General features: G+C 61.0%; 15 protein-coding genes. 8 read left to right on the forward strand and 7 right to left on the reverse strand.

What is annotated here, in order from left to right:
* Window positions 1-165 precede the first annotated feature (165 nt).
* Together BJ997_RS05160 and istA are read right to left on the reverse strand one after the other, a co-directional pair.
* Window positions 166-915, reverse strand: a complete 750-nt coding sequence (locus tag BJ997_RS05160) for an ATP-binding protein (protein ID WP_183323274.1) — start codon at window positions 913-915, stop codon at window positions 166-168.
* On the reverse strand, window positions 912-2,465 hold the full coding sequence (gene istA / locus BJ997_RS05165; protein ID WP_183323275.1) for an IS21 family transposase: 1,554 nt from the start codon (window positions 2,463-2,465) through the stop codon (window positions 912-914). Before istA ends, BJ997_RS05160 begins: the two co-directional genes overlap by 4 nt.
* A gap of 192 nt (window positions 2,466-2,657) precedes the next feature.
* Here istA and BJ997_RS05170 point away from each other — a divergent pair, with 192 nt between their 5' ends.
* Window positions 2,658-5,537, forward strand: coding sequence for a PA14 domain-containing protein (locus BJ997_RS05170; protein WP_160175930.1), 2,880 nt, complete (start codon window positions 2,658-2,660; stop codon window positions 5,535-5,537).
* Window positions 5,538-5,740: 203 nt separating this feature from the next.
* Window positions 5,741-6,127: a hypothetical protein gene (locus tag BJ997_RS05175; RefSeq protein WP_152602368.1), complete on the forward strand. Its 387-nt coding sequence runs from the start codon at window positions 5,741-5,743 to the stop codon at window positions 6,125-6,127.
* 321 nt (window positions 6,128-6,448) lie between these two features.
* Here BJ997_RS05175 and BJ997_RS05180 read toward each other — a convergent pair whose 3' ends face one another.
* The 3 genes from BJ997_RS05180 to BJ997_RS05190 all read right to left on the reverse strand — a co-directional run bounded on the left by BJ997_RS05180 (window position 6,449) and on the right by BJ997_RS05190 (window position 10,596).
* Window positions 6,449-7,840, reverse strand: coding sequence for an IS1380 family transposase (locus BJ997_RS05180; RefSeq protein ID WP_035841060.1), 1,392 nt, complete (start codon window positions 7,838-7,840; stop codon window positions 6,449-6,451).
* A 121-nt stretch (window positions 7,841-7,961) separates the two neighbouring features.
* Window positions 7,962-9,092, reverse strand: a complete 1,131-nt coding sequence (locus BJ997_RS05185; RefSeq protein ID WP_160175860.1) for an endonuclease NucS domain-containing protein — start codon at window positions 9,090-9,092, stop codon at window positions 7,962-7,964.
* Window positions 9,093-9,858: 766 nt separating this feature from the next.
* Complete coding sequence (locus BJ997_RS05190; protein WP_035836305.1) at window positions 9,859-10,596, reverse strand: DUF6338 family protein; 738 nt, start codon at window positions 10,594-10,596, stop codon at window positions 9,859-9,861.
* A 321-nt stretch (window positions 10,597-10,917) separates the two neighbouring features.
* Here BJ997_RS05190 and BJ997_RS05195 point away from each other — a divergent pair, with 321 nt between their 5' ends.
* The 4 genes from BJ997_RS05195 to BJ997_RS05210 all read left to right on the forward strand — a co-directional run bounded on the left by BJ997_RS05195 (window position 10,918) and on the right by BJ997_RS05210 (window position 16,427).
* Window positions 10,918-11,616, forward strand: coding sequence for a hypothetical protein (locus BJ997_RS05195; RefSeq protein ID WP_152602144.1), 699 nt, complete (start codon window positions 10,918-10,920; stop codon window positions 11,614-11,616).
* A gap of 325 nt (window positions 11,617-11,941) precedes the next feature.
* On the forward strand, window positions 11,942-12,883 hold the full coding sequence (locus BJ997_RS05200; protein ID WP_152602145.1) for a hypothetical protein: 942 nt from the start codon (window positions 11,942-11,944) through the stop codon (window positions 12,881-12,883).
* A 794-nt stretch (window positions 12,884-13,677) separates the two neighbouring features.
* Entirely contained in the window at window positions 13,678-15,723 is a 2,046-nt protein-coding gene (locus tag BJ997_RS05205) for a hypothetical protein (RefSeq protein ID WP_035836309.1), read from the forward strand.
* Window positions 15,724-16,022: 299 nt separating this feature from the next.
* Window positions 16,023-16,427: a hypothetical protein gene (locus tag BJ997_RS05210; protein ID WP_035836336.1), complete on the forward strand. Its 405-nt coding sequence runs from the start codon at window positions 16,023-16,025 to the stop codon at window positions 16,425-16,427.
* Between the two features lie 1,490 nt (window positions 16,428-17,917).
* Here BJ997_RS05210 and BJ997_RS05215 read toward each other — a convergent pair.
* Window positions 17,918-18,484, reverse strand: a complete 567-nt coding sequence (locus tag BJ997_RS05215) for a TetR/AcrR family transcriptional regulator (RefSeq protein ID WP_035836311.1) — start codon at window positions 18,482-18,484, stop codon at window positions 17,918-17,920.
* Between the two features lie 136 nt (window positions 18,485-18,620).
* On the opposite strand from BJ997_RS05215, the gene BJ997_RS05220 reads away from it, so the two are divergent.
* Window positions 18,621-19,592: an NAD(P)-dependent alcohol dehydrogenase gene (locus tag BJ997_RS05220; protein WP_183323276.1), complete on the forward strand. Its 972-nt coding sequence runs from the start codon at window positions 18,621-18,623 to the stop codon at window positions 19,590-19,592.
* A 77-nt stretch (window positions 19,593-19,669) separates the two neighbouring features.
* Window positions 19,670-20,332, forward strand: coding sequence for a stage II sporulation protein M (locus BJ997_RS05225; protein ID WP_052542160.1), 663 nt, complete (start codon window positions 19,670-19,672; stop codon window positions 20,330-20,332).
* 68 nt (window positions 20,333-20,400) lie between these two features.
* Here the strand turns inward: BJ997_RS05225 and BJ997_RS05230 are convergent, their stop codons facing one another.
* A complete protein-coding gene (locus BJ997_RS05230) occupies window positions 20,401-21,312 on the reverse strand; it encodes a CPBP family intramembrane glutamic endopeptidase (protein WP_152602146.1) in 912 nt (303 codons plus the stop codon).
* Window positions 21,313-21,359 lie beyond the last annotated feature (47 nt).

Below are 21,359 nucleotides of genomic sequence, written 5' to 3' on the forward strand. Positions count from 1 at the left end.
TTAGAAAAAAAACTTGTTGTCCAGTAGGTTCTCATCAATGTGCTGTCTTGACTGAGTATTCGAGCCGTTGAGCCCCACCCGATCGTGCCGTTGAGCCCCACCAGTCGTGCGGAAGAGCACCAGGGGTGGTGCGACTGGGAACCACTGGCTCTCTCCGCCCGGTTGTTAGACGCTGGTGAGTGCTGCCTGCTCCCTCATGTTGTAGGTGCCGGTCTCGACCCAGACGGTGTTGTGGATGATGCGGTCCATGATCGCGTCGGCGTGAACTCCCGAGCCGAGGCGCTGGTGCCAGTCCTTCTGCTGATACTGGGTGCAGAACACCGTCGAGCTCTCCCCGTAGCGGCGTTCCATCAGCTCGAGCAGCATGCCGCGCATCGATTCCGTCGGGCGGTCGAGAAGCCACTCATCAATGACGAGCAGGTTGAAGGAGGCGTATTTGCGCAGGAACTTCCCGGCACCGCCTGTGGTGTCTTGGGCGGCAACCCAGGCTTCCTCGAGGTCGGGCATGCGGACGTAGTGGGCACGGATGCGATGTTCGCAGGCGCGTTTGGCGATCGCGCAGCCCAGATAGGACTTTCCCGAGCCGGTGAACCCCTGAAAGACAACGTTCTGCTGCCGGGTCACGAACGAACACGTGCCGAGCTGGGTTAGCTGCTGCCGGTTCAGGCCACGCTCGTCGAGGAGGTCGATGCGGCGCAGATCCGCGTTGGGATAACGCAGCCCCGCCCGCCGGATCAGCCCGGCGACCTTGGAGTGCGTGAAGGTGGAGTAGGCGTCATCGACGACCAACCGGACCCGCTCTTCGAACGACAAGCTGATGCTGAGGGTCTCGTCTTGGGTGTCGATCGCCTCCAGCAGCTCGCCCGCGTTCATCTCCCGCAGCTTGCGTTTGGTCTCTGTATCGAGCCGGCTCATCGGGTGCCTCCGGCGTAGTAGGCGCCGCCTCTGACGTAGCCTCCGTCATCGGCTTCGGGCTCGTCGGGGACGTGCCCGGTCTTGTCTTGCCCGGTGTCGAGGAGTGGCCGCAGGTGCGCATAGCGCGGCGACCGGATCGGGCCTCGCAGCGCCAGTGCGCAGGAGGCCTCGACCCTGGTCGGGGAGAACCGACGGGACAGACGTAACACCGCCAATGCCGGGTCGTAGCCCGCTTCCTCGATCGAGGCGGCTTCGAAGATTTTGCTGATCACCGTCACCGTAGCCGGTCCCATCCGTCCAGCCCACTCGTCGATCCGGGTCCGGTCCCAGGCTTGGAAGCTGCGCCCCTCGGGCAGGTCAGCGTCGTTCGTCTGATGCTGGTTCGTCGTGCTTGTCGGCAGCAGCAGGTGGCTGGTCAGGCGTTCGTCGTTCCGATAGACCTCCAGCATGGTGTCCGTGACGCGAAGGTCGACGTGGGCGCCGATGTGGCTGAAGGGGACGGAGTAGAAGTTCCGTGCCCAGACCACGTGGGCGTTCTTGTTGACCTTGCGCTTGTAAGACCACGTGCTGATCTCGAATAGGGCCGCCGGCAGCGGTTTCATCAGCGGCTTCTCCTCCGTCGTGAAGACGCTCAGCCGGGACCCGTCCCGTTTCTGGAACGGCTGCCGGTTATAAGCATCGATCTGCTCAGAGATCCGGGCCCGCAGCTGGGGCAGAGACGTGAAGTTCTCATGACGGAGGCCCGCGATGACCCAGGTCGCGACATGGGAGACAGTATTCTCTACGCTGGCCTTGTCCTTAGGTGCCCGCACGCGCCCCGGCAGCACGGCGGCAGAGTAGTGCGCCGCCATCTCCCGGTAAGCATCGTTGAGAACGACTTCGCCCTCGCGCGGGTGGGAGATCACCCCGGTCTTCAAGTTGTCGGGCACCAGGCGTGGGACGCTGCCGCCAAAGAAGGAAAACATCGCCGTGTGGGCGCGCAGCCACGACTCCTGCCGCATGTCCAACGTGGCCTCCACGAAGGCGTACCAACTGAACGGCAGGCATGCGACGAACAGATACACCTTTGAGATCTCGCCCGTCGTCGGGTCCAGCAGCTGCATCGTGGGCCCAGACCAGTCAACCTCGATGCTGCGGCCGGCCTTGTGACCCACGCGCGACGTCGCGCCCGAGACGGCAGCGAAGTCGCCGTAGAGCCGACAGAACCGGTCGTAACTCATCACCGCCAGTGCCTGACCGCATGCGTCGACGTACTCCTGGTGCAGAAGCTTCAACGTCACACCGACCCGGGCTAGTTCGGTGTGCACCCGCCCCCAATCCGGCTGCGCGAACACGGACTCGCGCACTCCACGGCCGGGAAACAACGCCGCATAGACCTCGGCCTCCGGCATCTCCTCGACGTCATCCCAGCCGAGACCGAGCCTGTCCGCCGTCTCGAGCACCGACTGAACGCTATTTCGGGCGATGCCCTGCGCCGACGCGATCGCCCTGCCCGACAAACCTTGGTTTCGTAACTGCAAGACAAGTTTCGCCTTGATCTTCCGTACCATTACCGGTACTCCTTCCATCACGTGGCCCTCACATGATGGAAGGAGCTTTTCAGGTGGCTCTCAACAACGCCAACTGTGGCTCTGAACGACACGATTCATGGTTTGGTGCAGCGGCCTTCACCCGCACTACCCCCGGCTCCCTCGGAAGCCAATATTCAACTGCCGAAGGCGTTCAGCCTCGGAATCCCAACCGTGACTGACGGGACCATCAATAAGGACTGGTCTGGTGCCTCGCCGATCGAAGGAATCCCCACCACCGACTGGTCGGCGCAGTTAACCGGCACCATCACATTCCCCACCGCCGGTACGTACTATCTGCGCACCTACTCAGACGACGGGTCCAGGGTATTTGTGGACGACAACCTGACCGTCAACTTCTGGCGCGCCGGAGCCTGGACAGCCTCCCCACCCGGAACTTTCACCGCGACCGCCGAACAGACTGTGCGCATCCGAGTGGAGTTCTTCCAAAACACCGGACCAGCCGCACTGACCATGGAGTGGCAGAAGCCCGGCGATCCCGGCTACAGCATGGTCCCTGGCAGCGCACTCAAGCCCGCGTACAACCTGACCACCGGCACCAGCACAGATGATTCCGTCGCCGCCGACGCCCCTGCCGGCGTCAGCAGTGAGAATGCCCCCGGCATCGACACGTCCACCTCCTACGCCACCCCGTGGCTCGGGCTGGCGACCACGAGCACGATAGACCCGGGCACACTGAATCTCCGCACGACCAGTGCGTACGACAACTATCAGCGCCGCACCTCCCGGCTGCTCCCCGCCGGCGTAGCCGCCGGATCCAGCGTGGCCGCGGCTGGAACCCAATACGACTACTACTCCGAGGACGACACGGTAGGAAGCGTCTGGAACACCAGCAGCGCGGTCTGCGAGGTCGACCCGTCAGCGCGACAGTACGGGGCGTTGAAACAGACCACATTGGCTCCCGCCGCCGACGGAACTCGGACGACGACTCAGTTCGTGTACGACGTTCTCGGGCGGATTGCCGGAACCAAACGCAGTGGCGACCCGGCGTGGACCTGCGCCACCTACGACGCCCGTGGACGCATCGTCTCGACTGTTCTCCCCGAGTACAACGGGGTGCCGGGACGCACCGTGACAAACAACTACGCCGCGTCCAACGGCGATATCACGGCCGACCCGCTGACCAGCACCGTCACGGACCCCGCGGGGACGATCACGGCGACGATCGACCTCCTCGGCCGCCTGGTCCAGTCGACGGACGTATGGGGAGTGGTGACCACCGCGACGTACAACCTCCTCGGACAGGCCACCGCCTCCCAGACGACCGTGCCCGGTCAATCAGCGTCAGCGACAGCACTGACGTACAACCTCGATGGCCAAGTCGAAACAATCAGTGTCGACGGCACCCAACTCGCTGACCCCGCCTACGACGACTTTGCACAGCTGTCCACCGTGGCCCTGTCCAACGGCACCAGCCTCTCGGCCGTCGATCGTGCCGCGACAGGTTCGCTCACTGCACAGACCTGGTCGTTCCCCGAACAGGACAGCTACACCGACCGGGTCTATCGCTCCCAGTCGGGGCGCATTGTCGCGAACACGACCACCGATGGCAGCGTGAGCGCCAGTTCCACCTACGGATTCGACGGTGCCGGGAGACTCACCACCGCGACGATCCCGCAGCACACGCTGACGTATCAGTACGCGGACACGGGTTCCTGCCGTCTCAACCCCGGAGCAGGCCTGAACGGCAACCGCACCGCGAGCACGGACCAGACATCGTCGGGGACCCAAACGACCGCTTACTGCTACGACCATGCCGACCGACTCACCTCCAGCGGTGTCATCGGGCCCGTCGCCGGCCTGAACCCGGTCGCAGCCGGAGTCGCGGCCAGCGCCATCAGCTACGATTCGCATGGGAACACCACGAAGCTGGCCGACCAAACCATCGCGTACGACATCGCCGACCGGCACACCCGCACCACCCTCGACGATGGCACCGCCATCGAGTACACCCGCGACGCGAGCGGACAAATCGTCCAACGCACCGAAACACCCCCGACCGGCGCCGCCAAGACGATCCGTTTCGCCAACACCCCCAACGGGGCCAACATCGTCCTCGACGGTGCAGGCACTATCGTGCAAACGACTCGGTCCCTGCCTGGTGGGGCCAGCGTCAGCGTTCGTGCGGACGGTACTCAGTTGTGGTCCTACGCCAACATCCACGGTGACATCGCGGTGACCGCAGACGCCACAGGGACTCGCACCGGTTCGTACCGCTACGACCCGTTCGGACAGTCGATCGACCCGGAAACCGGGCAGATTGGCACGACCACAGCAGACGACGCGCTCCCCGATACACTTCCCGACACGGAGGCCGACTACGGATGGGTCGGCGGTGCCAGCAAACTCACCGAACACACGGGGAACATCGCCACTATCGAAATGGGGGCAAGGCAGTACGTTCCTGCGCTCGGACGGTTCCTCTCCGTTGACCCGGTGGAAGGAGGTGTCAGCAACGCCTATGACTACCCGGCAGACCCGATTAACATGTTCGACTTGACTGGGGAACGAGCAGACTGGGGCGGCTCAAGAGCCAGCAACGACGCCTACTACTCGCAACCAGGTATCAACCAACAGACAGGGGCCCCGTCCAATGCACGACCCGCATCAGCACCTTCGACGCGGGGCGAGACATCAGGCGCTTCCACCCGGCAACAACTTCAAGACGCGGCGATGTGGCTAAGTGTTGGCAGTGCGGTGCTGTACGGAGCGGGTGCAATATTGAGCTTGACCGGTGTCGGGCTGGCGTTTGCGCCTGCCCTGTTCATAGCTGCAACCGCAGTTGGAGCAGCTTCGACTGCTGCAACGTGTGCTGCTGACTGGGGCGGGGATCAAACTGGTTGCGCTGTAGGCGTCGCTACACTTGGAGTCGGTAGCTTGGCGCGCCCTGCATCGGCAGCGATTCGTGTTTTTGCCGGCACGAGGGTTGGCTTGGGCGTTGTCCGCGATGGTGTTCGCGCCACGACTTTGGTTGGTGGTTCGTACGGTGCCCTATCAACGGGTGCGTACGCGTATGGAAGGTATGTCCAATGAACGCTGTCAACTGGAAAGCCGTGACTCCGATCCTGATACTGGGTGGGCTTATCGCTTGGCTGGTCGTTTGGAATTCTGCTGACGCCTCGAACCCGCTTCTGCCTTGGGTAGTTTTGGGGGTGCCCACGGTGGGGGTCCTAACCCTTGTTATGAGCGTGTTAGCTTCTCTGCGGCGACGGAAGTCGAGTCGGACATGGGAGCTCATGCTGCGGGACGATCCTGATTCCGCACATTTCATCGCGTTCGTCTACCCGGCCGTGAAAGCGCAGTTGGGCCGGCTCGGCTGGCGCCTGCACAAGTCGGCGTATTTTTCGATACCCACGATTGGAGTCGGTATTGACTCGACCTCGGTCACTTTCTGGGAAGCGGGCATGATGGGCCCCACTCTCACTCTCGCGGGGTCTGAGATCGCCTCGGTGACGGTCGCGCCGGTTAGTGACGGCTATCGGAATCATCCCGCCATCCAGCTAAGACTCAACACGTCGAACCGGAGCAAAGTGCTCGACCTGAATCTCCGCGACGTCCGCCATCGGAACCTGTCGTCCGCCGAACTGTCCGAGGCAAGAGACAGAATCCCATTGATGCGCTGAAACTGAACGGTCATTCGGCTCGGTGGAATTGTTCGAGGCGGAGGTGCTGGCAAGACAATGGGTGGTGTACTCGGATCGGTCAACTCGGCCGGTGGGGCATATGGCAGGTGGGCACAATGAGTAAATCCGTCGAGTTTCGCATAGGAGCGAGGGTTGCGGGGATGTCCATGTGGCGCTTAGCCTGAATCCACCGGTCGACCTCTGATCGGATCCTGATTTTGTTTCGGCGAGCTTTCGGAGTTTCGGGCGTGGTTGTGGTCCGGGTCTCGCGGCCCGGGTGTTCCACTGGTGCTCCTGTTGATGTCGGTGTCGGCTGGTTGGTCAGGTGGGGGCGGGTTGTTGGGGCCGGAAGTTCTTTGTGAACAGGGCCGTCCAGGGTTTCTCCCAAGGCCAGTGTTCGGGCAGGTGCAATGTCACGCGCCGCGCCGAGGTTGAGATTCGTGCGGGGACGCTGACAAGTTTCCGGCGGATCGTTGCGGTGGTCGATCGGCTGAGACCGTTTCCCGCGATCGTCGCGGCGGCGCGGGTGAGGTTAAACGCCATGACGGCCATGACCAGCCAGGCGGCGTTGGCGGTGAATACACCGGAGGGTAGGTGCGCCAGGGCGCTGCTTTTGAGGTCGGAATTCACGAGCTCGATCGCCGCGTGGGCGCGGTGGGTTTTGTCGGCGGTGACGGTGTCGAGGGTGCTGGTGGTGAAAAAGGCGTGGAATCGGTGGGTGTCGAACAGGGTTGGCTGGTCGAGGTTTTTCTTGTTCAGTTCCGGGATCCGCCGCACGGCCAAGCGCCCGGTGATGTGCTCGCTCTTCTTGCGCGAGGTGAACGCGGTGAACGGGACCTCGGCGACTTCGGCGTTACTGATCCATGTTTTGCTGCCTTCGTCATAGATGGCGTTGGTGTATTCAATTGCGGTCCAGGCAGCGCCGGGGATCGTTCCGATCGCTCGTTTGATGGCGGGGTCCATCCGGGCAGTGACCGAAACGTCGGCGCCGGCTTTGAGGGCTGCGCTGATGGAGGCGTGCCCGTAGAACGCTGAGTCGGCACGAAAGAGCACGCGTGCTTTTCCCGCTCCGCGGAGCCGTTTGATCGTGGCGAGGGCGTCACGGATCAGACGGGCCGCGCCGCGCGGTGATCCGCAGGCACCGCGCCGGAGTCGCTGGCCGATGATGATCGGCGCCGATACGTCCGTCTTGACTGTCGCGAGGATCGCGTTGAGGCCGCGCACCCCGGAGTACCCGTAGCCGGAGCCTTCCTTCTGGTGGCCGTGAACTTCGATGATGGTGTCGTCGACGTCGAGGAACATGTAGCCGTCGGTGTCGTGCACGAGCAACGGAGTTTCCGCGGCCAGGCCCCGCACGAAGCGGGAAGCGACGGCGTCGAGCTGCCGGACGTGACCGAACGTGAACGCGCGCAGAAACGACCCCAACGTTGACGGCGCGTAGCAGTTGCTGAAGATTTTCCGCATGCCGCCGTGACGAAGAATGGCGAGGTCGTCGATGGAGTCCGCGCCGGCGACCATGCCGCCGACCAGAGACGTGACTTTCAGACCGGCGTTGGCGCCCTTGTCGGTGGGGACGCTCAGCCACTGATCGGCCAAGGTCGCCAACCCCGCACGGGCGGCTAATTTCATGATCGGGACCAAGCCCGCCGACGACACGAGATTCGGGTCGGTGAATGATGCAGAAACGGCGCGGTTGGTGTGGGAAACTTGCATCTACGAGATGCTCCTCTGGTTGGTAAATCTGAACTCTTGACAAGTCCTAATTTACCTGATCAGATGGGCATTCTCGGTTTAACGCGCCGTCAGATCTCGATCCCGATCGGTGGATTCAGGCTTAGACAACGTCAATTCTCAAGCGGTATGACCTGTACCTGATTGAGCCTTCTCGTGTGAACCTCAGTGCATCGCGAAGTCTTTGGTCGTCGTGGTCACCGATTATCATCCCCAATACACGCTGATCAGATGTCGCGAGAGCGCGCTCAACCCACCCCATGTATCTGAGGATTTGGCCCACGACCTTGTCGTTTGCCTTGTCCCTTTTTAGCTCAATGACGAGCCAGCGGCTCTTGTCTTTGCTCAACGCAAGGATGTCGATTTGGCCTGTACCCGCGGCATACTGCCGTTTGACAAAGTCGTAGTCGTCAAAGAGATCGATGTCTCGCCAGTTGGCTTCCAAGAAGTCCTCGAGACCATGCTCGACCTGGAATTTGATTCGCCGCGGTGCCTGGTCGCGTTCAATCAGGCTTCCGTCCGCGGCGCCACTGGGTGCACCCTGGTTGTCGACACTGATCGTGATCGCGGGCGCTGCTGGACTACCAATCTGGAAGTGCACGGCGACGCCATAACCGCCGTTGTCGTTGTATATGACGGACCCCTCAGGTCCGTGCTGAAACCGGCGTTCAATAAGTTCGTCTGAAGAAACGTCTGGTGCGAGTCTCTTCTGCGCTAGGTGCCCGATGTCCGAATTGCCCTCGTTCCACCGCACGCTGTTTGCGATGAATCTGATCGTTTCGATCGGTGTGGCCTCGTTCTGCAGGAGGGACAGAGCCGCGCGCCGACCAAGCTCCAACCGCCCGATTACGTCCAGGACTTCGGGCGCACAGTCCCGAATTGCCATGGATTCCATGACCATATCGAACTCGTGCTCAGGATTCTCCCGCCTGGCGATGACGAGCAGTGTTTCTGATGTCGTCGCGGGGTTCCGAGAGATTTCGTATCCGGGCACGTGGCCCGCGTTGACGGCGAGTTCCGCGAGAAGGCCCGGCGATTCCGTGACCCGTGCCAGTCCCGATACAACACCTGGCACGGAACCCATCAGAATTTTCAGGAGTTCGGGGATGCTGTGGATGTTCGCGTTCCGTGTTAGCACTTCGAGCACATAGAAGTTCTCGTCTGACGCGAGTTGTACGAGCACGGCGTCTTCGGTGTCGTGATTGCCCGCAACGCTGGCGCGCACCGATGACACGTCATCCTTGGCCAGGATGCGAAGTAGATCTGCGTCCCGAGTGTGAGTGGCCGTATGCATCCGCACTTCCCAGCGAGCGTCTTGAGCGAGCACTCGGTGTTCTGTGAACCCACCCTCTCTCGCGGCATCAATTTTTTGCTGAAGGGTCCCGCAAACCCGGGGGTCAAGGCCCTCCCCACGAGTCCGATCAGGCTGCATTCCGACCTCCGTGGGTCTGCTCGACAATTGACATCGTGTGCTCCCGTCTTCAGGGCCTTGCTGATCTCGTCGACACTAGTGGGACCCTCGGACATCTGCACGCTCTGTCATGAATGGGCCGCGTCACAGGCCGGCTCACATTGCCGACGTCGTCGGCGTAAGCAGTCCCATCGTTCTTTACACCTGGCAAGTGATCGCTGGCAGCGGCATTTTGACCGTGCGGTCGAAGGTCTGCCCGCCTGCTCGGCTACCGCGGGCCCGCACCTGAATCTCCCACGCTCCCCTTTGGTCCCTGCGTCGGGGCTTGACGGCTGTCCGTGGCTTCACCAGCGCCGGACGTGCACTGAACTGGCCATCGCCCTTCGCCGGCCGCTTCTGCTTGACCGTCTCACCGTCACTGGTTACCACGAACTACTTCTTCGACGCGCCCGAGTCGCCAGCGCCGCCGGATGGCCCACTACTGGGTGGCTTAATCGCGTGGCTCGGCCTGCTGCCATTCATGGGCTTCGCGCCCTCACCACCGCGACGAGGCGAGCTCCCCTTCGAGATCGGATCCGACTGGCGCCCTTTATTCGGCATGTGTGCTCCTACTTCTTATTGCTCTGGGTGTGGTCGGCGGGGCGGCTATCCACTCCACATGGCAGTCGTCGTTAATGGGCACCCAGACACCGAGGGAATCTTCGATTGGTTCGAGAAACTGGCCCCGCTTACCCATCCGCCACTGGTGGGCGATGAACATGTCGCGCTCGTAGGGGTAAGTGCTGATGTAACCCTCGATGTCGTACCAGCCGCCGACATAGATGCCTGTAGCGGTCTTCACTCGGACAAATCTAGGCGTGTCAGCTCCGTAAGCAGCCATGTCCCAAGCCCGTGGCACCGTCTGGTTACGGTTGACACGCCGCCGCTTGTACGTGACGTTCCCGTCGGCGTCTACCTCGGTCGCGATGCGACTCCAACTCATCAGTGCGGCGACGCCGCCAGGAACTCCGACGAGCAGGACAACTGAAACGAGACCGATCCACCACGCGGGGGTGTTGCGCCATCCATTCGTAACCCAGTTCTCGAACGAACCGAGATCCACCATCCCAGTGAGCTCGCTGGCAAGACCGAAGATTGCAAGACCGAGCCCTACATAGATAATGACGAAGATCGCGCTTACGTACAGTGATTCGAGGATGCGAGACCCGGCGCCGTAGTCCGGAGATCGCCACCCGACGAACCAGGTGCGCACCGTGACGAAGCTGATACCCGGAACCAGCATGGCGATGAAGATCAACACCTGGGGTAAGGACTCGGGCACGTTCACAGGGCAAGGGTACATGCACTCCGGGACGCCCAAGTGCGCTTACCAGGCGGCGGGGTCTGAGGATTTGAACCAATGCCGCCCTAAGTGCCCGAGCTGGGACGTTTTTGTATACATGTTGATCAGATGGCGGACTTTGTGTTCCCGGCCATGACGGCAAGATCCTGGGCCAAATTTCGATAGGCGGCGCGCCCGGGCTGGTGCGTTTCCTGACCTGCCCTCCGCGACGCGCTCTGCGCCAACGAAGCCAATCTCCTCGCTCCTACTGAGCAACAGGCACAGGACAGCGTGACGCTTAGTGGGGGATGGCGAGCGTCAGGGTTCGTGAGCAAAGATTATTTAGTGAATGCTGACGGACGACCCGCAACCCCGAAGATCTTCGCTGCGTATCCCGCCGTGAGCCACCGCGGCCTTATCCAGCGCTGGGGATCACGAAGCGACAGCCGCCTATCCTACGAATTCTTCGAGTCGGCGAAGCGACTTGCTGCTACCCACGTCGGTGAGCCCGGTGATGACGTGATCTTGCTGCCGATCATGCTGCTTTACCGCTTCGCTATTGAGTTGTCGCTGAAGGAATCAATTCACTATGCGGCGCTCCTACGCCGCCGCAACAAAGACTCAGACCCGTCGTTGGAGACACACGCGGTATCCGAGCGACTCGAACGGAAGCATCGCCACAGCATCGGGGCGCTCGTTCACGAGCTAAACACCCACATGACCGCCCTCGACTTGCAGGTTATACCGAAAGACACCGGCAGGATCCTTCAGATGCTGGCCGAAGCCGACGCGACCGGGGAGGCTTTCCGGTATACCGGGAAGCTCGCTGAGACCTACGACAACATCGATTTTCCATCGCTAAATGCCGCGCTCGACGAGACCTATGGCATTACTGCGGCCTCCCACGACGTTCTCGAGGCCTATGGAAGCGCCCAAGATGAATACCTCGAGGTAGAGCGAGAGATTGACGCGGAAATGCGTGCGGAGTATGAATCAAATTACAAGAGCGAAATGGGCGGTTGGTAGCAGGGGAAGCGTCCGCCAGCCACCAAACCTGCCACAGCCTCGGCGCGAGCATAGAGGGCTGCCTTCAATTCCTTCCACCTGACGTCGTCGAACCCTCCATCTGGCAAAGCGCCCAGCAGCTCGCGCTCCTTAGAATCGAACCTCTCCCGCCGGGTCGTGTCGTCGGCGCGGCGGATGCCGTGATTGATCTCCCTAAGTCGTTCCTCAATCGCAGCATTCAACTCCGTGGTCACCTTTGATGGACGCTCCCCGAAACCCGTGAGGCATTCGAAAGTCGGGTCATTTTCAGACGAGACGCAATCGCGGTCTGACGTACGATCAGGGTGTGCCTGACCTTGATGACCTACTCCCGTCCCGTGCGGCTTTCATTCGTGCACGAGGCGAGCTGGAAGCAGCCAACGGAGTGAAGTGGCTGACCGAATTCGACGAGCGGGTTCGATTTCGCCTCTATGCTGCATACGACCAGAGCTACATGAGCGGTCATTACGGCACGAGCAATCTGGTGAACAACGCCCTTGGGTCGTTTGTCAGCGACCAGTCTCAGATGCGGCTGTCGCATTCAAGTGCGGATGGAGCCTTCAGAAATGAGGTCGAGCCGTCGTCCACCGATGAGTTGCTGGATTGGCTCGCTGCTATCCCTATAGTCTTGGAACGGTTCGCTGCGGAGTACAACGGAACGCAAAGCGACGAGGAGTACGGATTCACCCACAATCTGAACCCCAAGAGATTCGCAGGGTTGGCAAATGATGTTCTGCTCGAGGCTCGGATTGGCTACACGTTCATCAACAACAGGCTGAAGCCACGCTCGGACGAGCCGTTGTTCCTCGCCGTGGTTGAACCTGTGGAGGCGTTGCTCACATCCAATTCACGATTCGCGGCTGTAGAGACGGCCTACCAGCAGGCCCAATCGAGCATCGCCTCAGGGCAGTACGGTGCCGCGATCACAAGCGCTGGCTCAGCGCTTCAGACAACTTTGGAAGCTCTCGGAGCATCTGGTTCCAACCTCGGAGCTCTCTTCGCCAACGCCCGCTCTCGTGGGTTTCTGATGGGGCATGACGCAAAGCTCCTGGAGAGCTATAAGTCCCTTGTCGATTGGGCAACGGCGGACAGAAGTAATCGTGGAACGGCTCATGGAGCTGCCACAGCTCAGCGAGCTGATGCGGACATGACCCTTCATGTTGTTGCTGCTCTCATTATTCGCCTCATCAAGCATGCTGAGCTGCAGGAATATACCGCCGCACCTAAATCAGTGCCGAACGTGGAGTAGCCAGGACGATGGTTCCGTCTGTGGTGACGTCGCTGAGGACGATGCCGGCTTGGTGGGCCATGTCGGATCCGGCCTGCGATCCCTGCCATGCTGACCAACATGGTAGACGTGCAAAGCGCGGACTTCCACGCCGCGTGCAGAGTGCGGCCTTGGAATCGAATCGCACCATGGCGTGAGATTCGAATCGTGGTGACTGAGGATTGATCGTCGCGTCCTGGTTGGCGCCCCGGCCCTGAGTGTGTTTCGTCAGCTGGAAACCAGCCAAAAGAGCGATAGCTTTCCCGCCATCTGAGCGACCCGGAATCCGGTGAGCTGAACGTCGGTAGCGACAGCTGACGGCGTGTCCTTGGATGCCCCAGGCGTGGCGGCGGTCCTATCCAGCCCTGCTCTGGCGCTGAATCAGCGGCGGCGGCCCCTGCACACGACCATCGCTGTTCCGAGTCGCCCGGGCCGCCACGGGCCGGTGCCGAAACGGCACGATGGAGGTGATGAAACGGCCGGAATGACGTGCTGAATCGGTCGGTTCTTACACACACCTGAGCCTCGGCCGTCGCGAGAGGTTAAAATAGCCGAGCGCCTGCGCCCCAAGCCATGGCCGCGAGGAGGCGCGAGAGTTGCGGGAGCAGTAGGATCAAAGCGCGTCCAGTCAGCGCGAAACCAAGGTTGCGAAGATCACCGCCCGCTTCAAAGAGGCTTCGGTTATCGCCGCGTCCCGTCGGGGCGCCCACGTCGACGCCCACGATGTCGTAGGGATCGAATAGAGTTCGGATTGTCGAATCTGAGGGGGATGCGCCTTGGCTCTAACTACGTCGCTTGCAGGCCGGGTACGCAACACTACGCTGCCGAAAACTCATGCCCTCCTGCCGCTGTTCGAGGCCGTGGTGAACGGCATCCAGTCGATCGATTCCAGGCATGCCCAAGAACTTGGACGAGGGCGTCTCACGGTACGGATCCACCGCGAGCAGCAGGTGGCATTCAATCTCGAGACGTCCACCCCCGGCCGCGCGCCGCTGGAGCCAATTACCGGGTTCAGCATCCAGGACAACGGGGTGGGCTTCACTCCTCAGAACATGGTTTCCTTCGAGACGCTTGATAGCGACTACAAAGCGGGTATAGGTTGTCGTGGAGTCGGTCGCCTACTGTGGCTCAAAGCCTTCGATCGAATCGAGGTCCAGAGCGCATACTACGACGATGCCAACGTCTTGCAGGGGCGGCAGTTCAAGTTCTCGGTAGCGCGCGAAGTGGAGCAGGACGGAGCTCCCGGCGGCTTCTCTGACTCAGGTTCCACGGTCATTCTCGATGGTTTCAAAAAGGCTTTTCAGCAGAGCGCCCCGAAGATGGTTGAAGCCATCGCGCGCGAGATGTTCGAGCACTGCATCTGGTACTTTCTTCGGCCAGGCGGTGCTCCTGACGTATACGTGACCGATGGTGATGTGTCGGTCCTTCTCCAGGGCTATCTGAGAGAGCTCGAGCACTCTGAGACGACCTCGTCGATCGTGGTTGACGGGCACAGGTTCAACATGCTCAACTTGCGGCTCAAGACCTCCGTGCGCAACGCCACGCCACGGCTGTACTGGTGCGCCGCGAATCGCGTCGTGAAGGACGAAAACATCTCCGGCAAGGTGCCGGGTCTCTACGGCCGGCTCACAGATGGGGATGCGGACGAGTTCACCTATGTCTGCTACCTAACATCAGACTTCCTCGACGAGCATGTTCGCTCCGACCGCACGGACTTCGATCTCCCCGAACGAATCCCAGGGGAGAACTTGGTCGGCGAGCCGTCGCTCGACGACATCAGACGAAGGGTCTTCCAAGAAGTCGCGCGGGTGCTGGTGAAACCTCTGTCGGCCGCACAGCAAGCAGGCAAGGAGCGGGTGCATCAGTTCGTGACCACGAAAGCACCAAAGTATCGCCCGCTGATCAAGTACATCGAGTCCTCCGGCATGACGGTCGACCCAGGAATCAAAGACCAGGACCTTGAGCTCGAGCTCCATAGGCATGTTCAGAAGATCGAGGCTGCGGTGTTGGCTGAGGGGCAGGCCGTGTTCGCTCAGTCGTGCGGTGACAAGCCTGAAGGCTACGACGAGCGCCTTGCCAAGTACCTCGAGACGGTGACTGAGTTCAACCAGTCAGACCTGGCGAACTACGTATCCCGGCGGCGGACGACTCTCCATATTCTCGAAAAGCTCATCCAGTCCGACGCCGAGGGCAAGTATGCCCGGGAGGAGTCGATCCATGAACTGCTCTTCCCGATGCGGAAGGACTCGAACGAGGTCGGGGCGGATGCCTCGAATCTCTGGATCCTTGACGAGCGGCTCGTATTCCATGACTACCTCGCCTCTGACAAGACATTCAAGAGCATCGTCATCACGGAGGATGATTCGATGAACAGGCCCGACGTGCTCGTGACGCGCGTCATCGGCCCGGACGCGCCGGTACTCGCCGCCGAGGGCAAGAAGATGCCGTTGCAGTCCATCGTCATTGTGGAGCTCAAGCGTCCAATGCGTAACGATGCGGCTGAAGGGAAGAATCCCATAGAACAATGCCTGGACTACGTCGCGCGCGTTCGGGCAGGTACCGCGAAGACCGCTACCGGACGCCCGATTCCATCGACGGATGACCCGCCGGCATTTTGTTACATCATTGCTGACCTCACGCCGACGATGGTGAATCGTTGCAAGCTGTCCGGCCTGACCATGACGCACGACGGCATGGGCTACTTCGGCTTCATCGAGCCGTACAAGGCCTACATCGAGGTGCTGAGCTTTGACCGACTTGTCAACGCGGCGACGGAACGGAACCGAGCGTTCTTCGACAAGCTTGGGCTGTCGTCGAGCTAACCGGCGCGCGAATCGGTCCAACGAATGTCGGGGTGGTTCGAACAAGCTGGGGGTCAGCTGGTTACGAGGACTTGTCAGACGTGATGAGCATCGGAGACGAGCTACTCAGCGTCGGTTCGTCGGGATCGTTCACATTTATGCCGCCAGCCCTGCTCCTTGCCAGCGCGACAGGGTCGGGAGCCTACAAAGGGAACCTCGCCAGAATCCAAGCGCGGCGATCTGTGCATTATTAGGAGGACACCGAAATCTGAGATCAGGTGCGCCGATATACTCACACGACAGAGATGAGAGGTGTGCTCGTGGGGAACCTCGGCATTTATCAGACGATGACGACCGTCATGAAGGCAATGGGTGGGCCAGCAAAGGCGCTCACGCTTGGTGTGGCCGTCGTCGGCACCGCGGGCTATGGCGTGATCCGCCTCGGAGAGTTTGGCGGGAAGAAGCTTATCGAGGCTGCAAAGGCCACCCTGGCCAACCGACGCGCCAGGTCAGAGGTGATCGAGCAGGTCTTCACCATCCACACCGATGGCGTGGCTGACGACGGGCTTGAGTTCAAGGCTGGCGGTCAGTACAGAGCCCTCGAGCAAGATGGCGACGCGGTTCTGATCGAGTTGTTTGGTGACGGCGATGGGCACTATGTCTCTGGTGCGTTCCTGGCCACGATCTCAGACTTCCCAGCAGAGCTGCCGGCTGCAGACGAGTAGTCGCACAACGCAGGAAGACCACGGCTGCATTTCTGCAATCGGAGTCTTCGTGTGTCTGGCGGCTGGCTGCCCAGTTGTGCGTCACAGTAGGAACCGCACGAGCGTCTCACCCGCGTCCTTAAGCATGTGCGCAAACTAACCGTGCTGCTCGGCGATCCGACGGTGGCGGCTCCCGTTGCCGACTCGGGGATGAAGGTGACGGCACTCAGAGAAATTTCCCGGACCTACGGACACTTCGGATTGGTCATCAATACCGAGTGTTCGCCCGCCGGCCTCCCTGAGCGGTACTACGAAAACACGTGGTTGAGGGTATTTTCACACGGTGACACGCAGAGTGGAGGAAAAACGGTCACGCCCCGCCGGGTGGTGTAATTCGTCGCTACCGCGCCAATCAATGGTTGGGTGCCCACCATTTACCTACCTAAATCATCCGTGATGGACCAAGGATGTCCGGCTAGGATCGGAGGTAGTGAACCGTTCGGTTTGCTGCACAGACATGGGAACCCGTGAGGTTCCGAGACATTCGGCGACGACCACAACTGCTCCGGTTTAGCAGGGGGTCGCAGGTTCAAATCCTGTCAGCCCGACAAAAGTCCTGATAAACCTAGGTTATCAGGACTCTTTTCGTTAAGAAACACGTGTCGTCATCATTTACCCACCGTTTACGCAGCGCTTGTGAGCCCAAATTCTGGAATCTCCATTCGATCTCGATGAGAGACTGGTGCCCGCGAATTCGCATGTAACTCCCCCTTACGATTTCAGTGAGATGCCCATATCTAAGTGGCGCATGACCGTCTGCAATGGAGCAATCGCTATCTCACTGAAATCGTAAAGGGGATGTAACTCTGGTCAGGGTTCTGTTTATGCTGATCAGGGAGGTTTCTGCGCTCGTGCGTGGAGCTGTCAGGCGTGGCCCGCGGATTTGATTGAGAGTCGCCGGGCCGCAGGATCAAATCCTAGCGGCCCGACAAGAAGTCCCGGTGAATAGCAAGATTCGCCGAGGACGTTCGGTTCGATTTGACTGGCCGCGTCCTGTGGGCCATCTTTTGACCCGATTCCGGGCGCGCACTTTGGTTTGTCCGCGTTGGTTCTCGTGTTCGTTGGGTAGTGCGGAATCCCATTGGTGTGTCCAGGTGCGAACGGACCCGGTGGCCTGCCGCCGTGTTGATTGTTGCCTGTCGTCAGTCGCCTCTCGGGCACAATTGTGAGGAGCAAGGGCGAGCTGACCTCCGGCGGGATCACCGCGAGACGTGAAACTCCACTCAGCGGGACGTGACCTTTGCGGGACGCGGTCAGCGCTGCAGGTGTGGCGTCCTCGCGGTCATATTTGTCGGGCGGGGTGCACGAGCATCCCAATGACGATGCGGTCGCACCGTTCACACTGAGCTGCGCTTGCTCGCTTGCTGACCGTCATGCGGGCGGCGCGTGGGTTATCTCTGGCGAAGCCGGTCCACTGCACTGGCGTATGGATGGCGCTCGCTCGCTCGCGCTTAGCTGGCGCGAAGACCGCGCAGGGCGAGCTCGACGAAGCGTGCCGAGGCGGGCATTTCATTCCCAGGCGAGTGGGCGATCACTCCCGCGTTCCCTTGGAGGATAGCGAGCACGTCGCCCAAAGTGACGTCGTGACGCAGCATTCCGGCGTTGGTGGCGTGCTGGGCGATAGAGGTGAACATCGAGCCGATGTGTCCTGCGGGGTCCGTCAGTGCTGCGGCGCTCACGCTGTCAGCTATCGCGCCCGCAAGACCAGGGTTCAGAGCCTGATGAGCCGCGCACGTGCGAATCGACGTAGTGAATGCCTCCCAGGGGTCGCCTTCTGAAGCGGGGTCGGTAGCTGCTTCCTGTATGCCTGAGAGCTCTTCAGCGATAATTTCGCGAAGCAGGTGGTCCTTCGTCGGGAAGCGGCGCTGCGCTGTGGCGAATCCCACACCAGCGCGCCGCGCAATTTCGGCCATCGAGACGTCAATTCCGTCGCTGGCAAATGCCGCGCGCCCGGCTTCCAGAATCAGCTGACGGTTGTGCGCGGCGTCCGCTCGCAATCGACGTTCGGCAACAGTCATGGCCTGCCCTTTCTCTTCAGCGGACGATACCGGTTGGGCAACATTCGTAAGTGGTTAGCCCTGCCCAGTTACATGCTATCGTCTGCAAGTGGAGAGGCCACACCGCTTAGTGGTCAAATATAGCAAGGAGCACATCATGGAGAGCATGCAGGCAGTCCTGTTCAATCGGTACGGCAACCCGGAGGAACTTCACCGGGGGACCCTTCCGATGCCGGAGGCGCGAGCAGGAGAGGTCCTTGTGCGAGTCGACGCCGTCTCAGTCAACGGCGCGGACCTGTTGCTTCGGTCGGGGAAGCTTGGCCTTATCACCGGCCGTCGTTTTCCGAAGCAACTAGGAATCGATTTTGTCGGAACACTCATCGCCACCGATCCCGGAGCCGATCTTGGCGGACTATCCATCGGCGACCAGGTCTGGGGCATAGTCGATGAGAAGGGAGGGCCCCGCTCGCTTGCCGAGTTCCTGAGCGTTCCCGCGATCCAGATCGCGCGGGCACCGAACAATCTGAGTTCGGAGGAAGCGGTCACACTCCTTGCCGGCGGCACGACCGCCTATACCGGTCTCGTGGAAAAGGCAGGCGTGCAGCGCGGTGAGCGAGTGCTTGTGCGAGGCGCGGCAGGTGGCGTCGGCAGCGTGGCAGTGCAGCTCGCGAAGATGCTCGGAACACACGTGACGGCGCTCGCGGGTGCGTCAAGCCAAGAATTCGTGAGGGGGCTGGGAGCTGATGCGGTGTACGACTACCGGGTAACGCCGCGTGAGGAGCTGGGCATGTATGACGTCATCTTTGATGCGCACGGGAGTGACCTGCTCGCGTTTCGCCGCCTGCTGGCGCCGGGCGGAAGAATGGTGTCGATCGCGTTCGACAAGAAGGCGCCCATACGCAGCCTTGTGACCATTGCGGCCAGCGCTGCTTTCGGCGCTCGACGCATCCGCTACTTCCTGGGCAAGCCTGAACGGCGGGACTTCCAGCGGCTCACCGCACAGGTCGAGCGGGGAGAGATTCGCTCCATACTCGATCGCGTCTTTCCGCTGGCCCGTGCCGCGGACGCACACGCCGCACTTGAAACCCGCGGCGTACAGGGGAAAGTGGTCATCTCGATCTCAGAGTAGGCCTCAACGGTCAGGCGGTCGATGTGGATGCTGACCGCCCTTGACTCTGTGGTGGGAATACGGGTTTGAGTGGTCCCATGACTACACAACCAGGTTTCCGAACGACCAAACGACGCACCAACGTGCTTCTCAGACCATTTCAGGTCATTCGCGAAAACCGCCGACCGTTTGTCGTCCTGAACGTTGCGCTGTTCGGGCTGTTGGTGGCGGGTTTCATTGTGGGGATGCTTTTCCCAGAGCTGAGCGCTGGGCAGGTGAACGGGCTTGTCGAGGACGGCACGTTAGACCAAATCGCGCCGCTTCTCGGCAACGTCTGGTTCTTCGCGCTGGCCATTCTCTTCAACAACGCAGTAAACGTCGGCGCCGTAATCGTCTTGCCCTCCCTTGTCGTGCCGTTTGCCGGCATCGCATATTTCGGCTATAAAGTGGCCGAGATCGGCCTGACCCTCGCCGCAAGTGGATCGGACCTCTGGGGCGCGATGCTCCCACATCTCGTGACCGTGGTCGTCGAGATAGAGGCCTATGTACTCCTCGCACTCGGCGCCTACATCCTCGGTCGGTCCTGGATCCTCCCCCGAACAGTCGGTGCCTCCAACCGGCGCTGGGGCTACCTTCGTGGACTCCAGCAGTTCGGCTGGCTGATCCTGCCCGCTTTCGTGCTGCTGGTCATCGGCGCGCTCTACGAGGCGGTCACGCTGATCTACGTCATCCTGCCTCGGGTGGCCGAGCTTGCCGGGTAGTGGTCAGGCTGTTAGCCCCGCCGCTCTCGTTGGAGCGAGGGCGGCGGGGTGCCTACGTTGGGGGGAACTTAGCCAGCAGACACAAGCACCTTGGGACCAGCTGCGCTATGTTTCTTGCGCTCGATCAGCCAGACCGTGCCTACTACGGCGACGTTCATAACCATCAGGATGATCAGTGAGGCTCCAGGTCCGGAGCCGGAGGCGCGGTCAACTACGGTCGCGTCGTTGCCCGCGAAAAGGGCATTGATGATGCCCACGAGGACGTTATTTGAGACATGGAGCGCCATCGCGGCTTCGAGGCCGCCGCTGATCAGCCCCATCAACACAGTGCAAGCGGAGAAAACAAACAGGTAGCTGACAAACCACGGGTCGATCGACACATGGACGAGGGCGAACAACGAACCCGAAAGGACGATGCCAAGGACGATCGCTGGGCGCACACCGCGAAACCACGACCCGGCCGCAGGAACGACTACCCCTCTGAACGCGACTTCCTCGCCAGCGGCCTGCAGGGGAATAGCCAACAAAGTCACGAGAATGATGCCAATCGTGGTGGCCCCGACGTCGAAGCCGCCCCAACCTGCCGATTCGGGCGCGATGAGGGCAGTGGCAACAACACTGAGCCCGACCAGCAGCACCGAAGCCGCGAAATAGATTCCTAGACGCCGCCAATCAAACTTGCGGTTGTGGCTAAAGACGCTCCGCCACGAAATTCTTGCTAGCCGAGCCACCAATATCGTTGCGATGAGCGCCGTGATGGCAGTACTGATTCCTGACGCCAGGATTGTCAACGGCGTAAGTCGAGGCTTCAGCGGATCCGCAGGACCTTCAATCATTACGACCGCTTGAAAAACTATGATCTGCACAAGCAGCAATAACACTGGTACGGATATCAGAACGACTAGCGATTTCCACCGGGGGAGACGGAAGTGAACCCCAAAGGGCCGGTCGGATAGGGTGGTGTGAAGCGGGCTGGTCATATCTGTCTCCTGAAAGAAATTGTGATCGCGCACCGGCGGGCCGCGCG

Origin of the sequence: Cryobacterium roopkundense, assembly GCF_014200405.1 — a bacterium.
Classification (GTDB): domain Bacteria; phylum Actinomycetota; class Actinomycetes; order Actinomycetales; family Microbacteriaceae; genus Cryobacterium; species Cryobacterium roopkundense.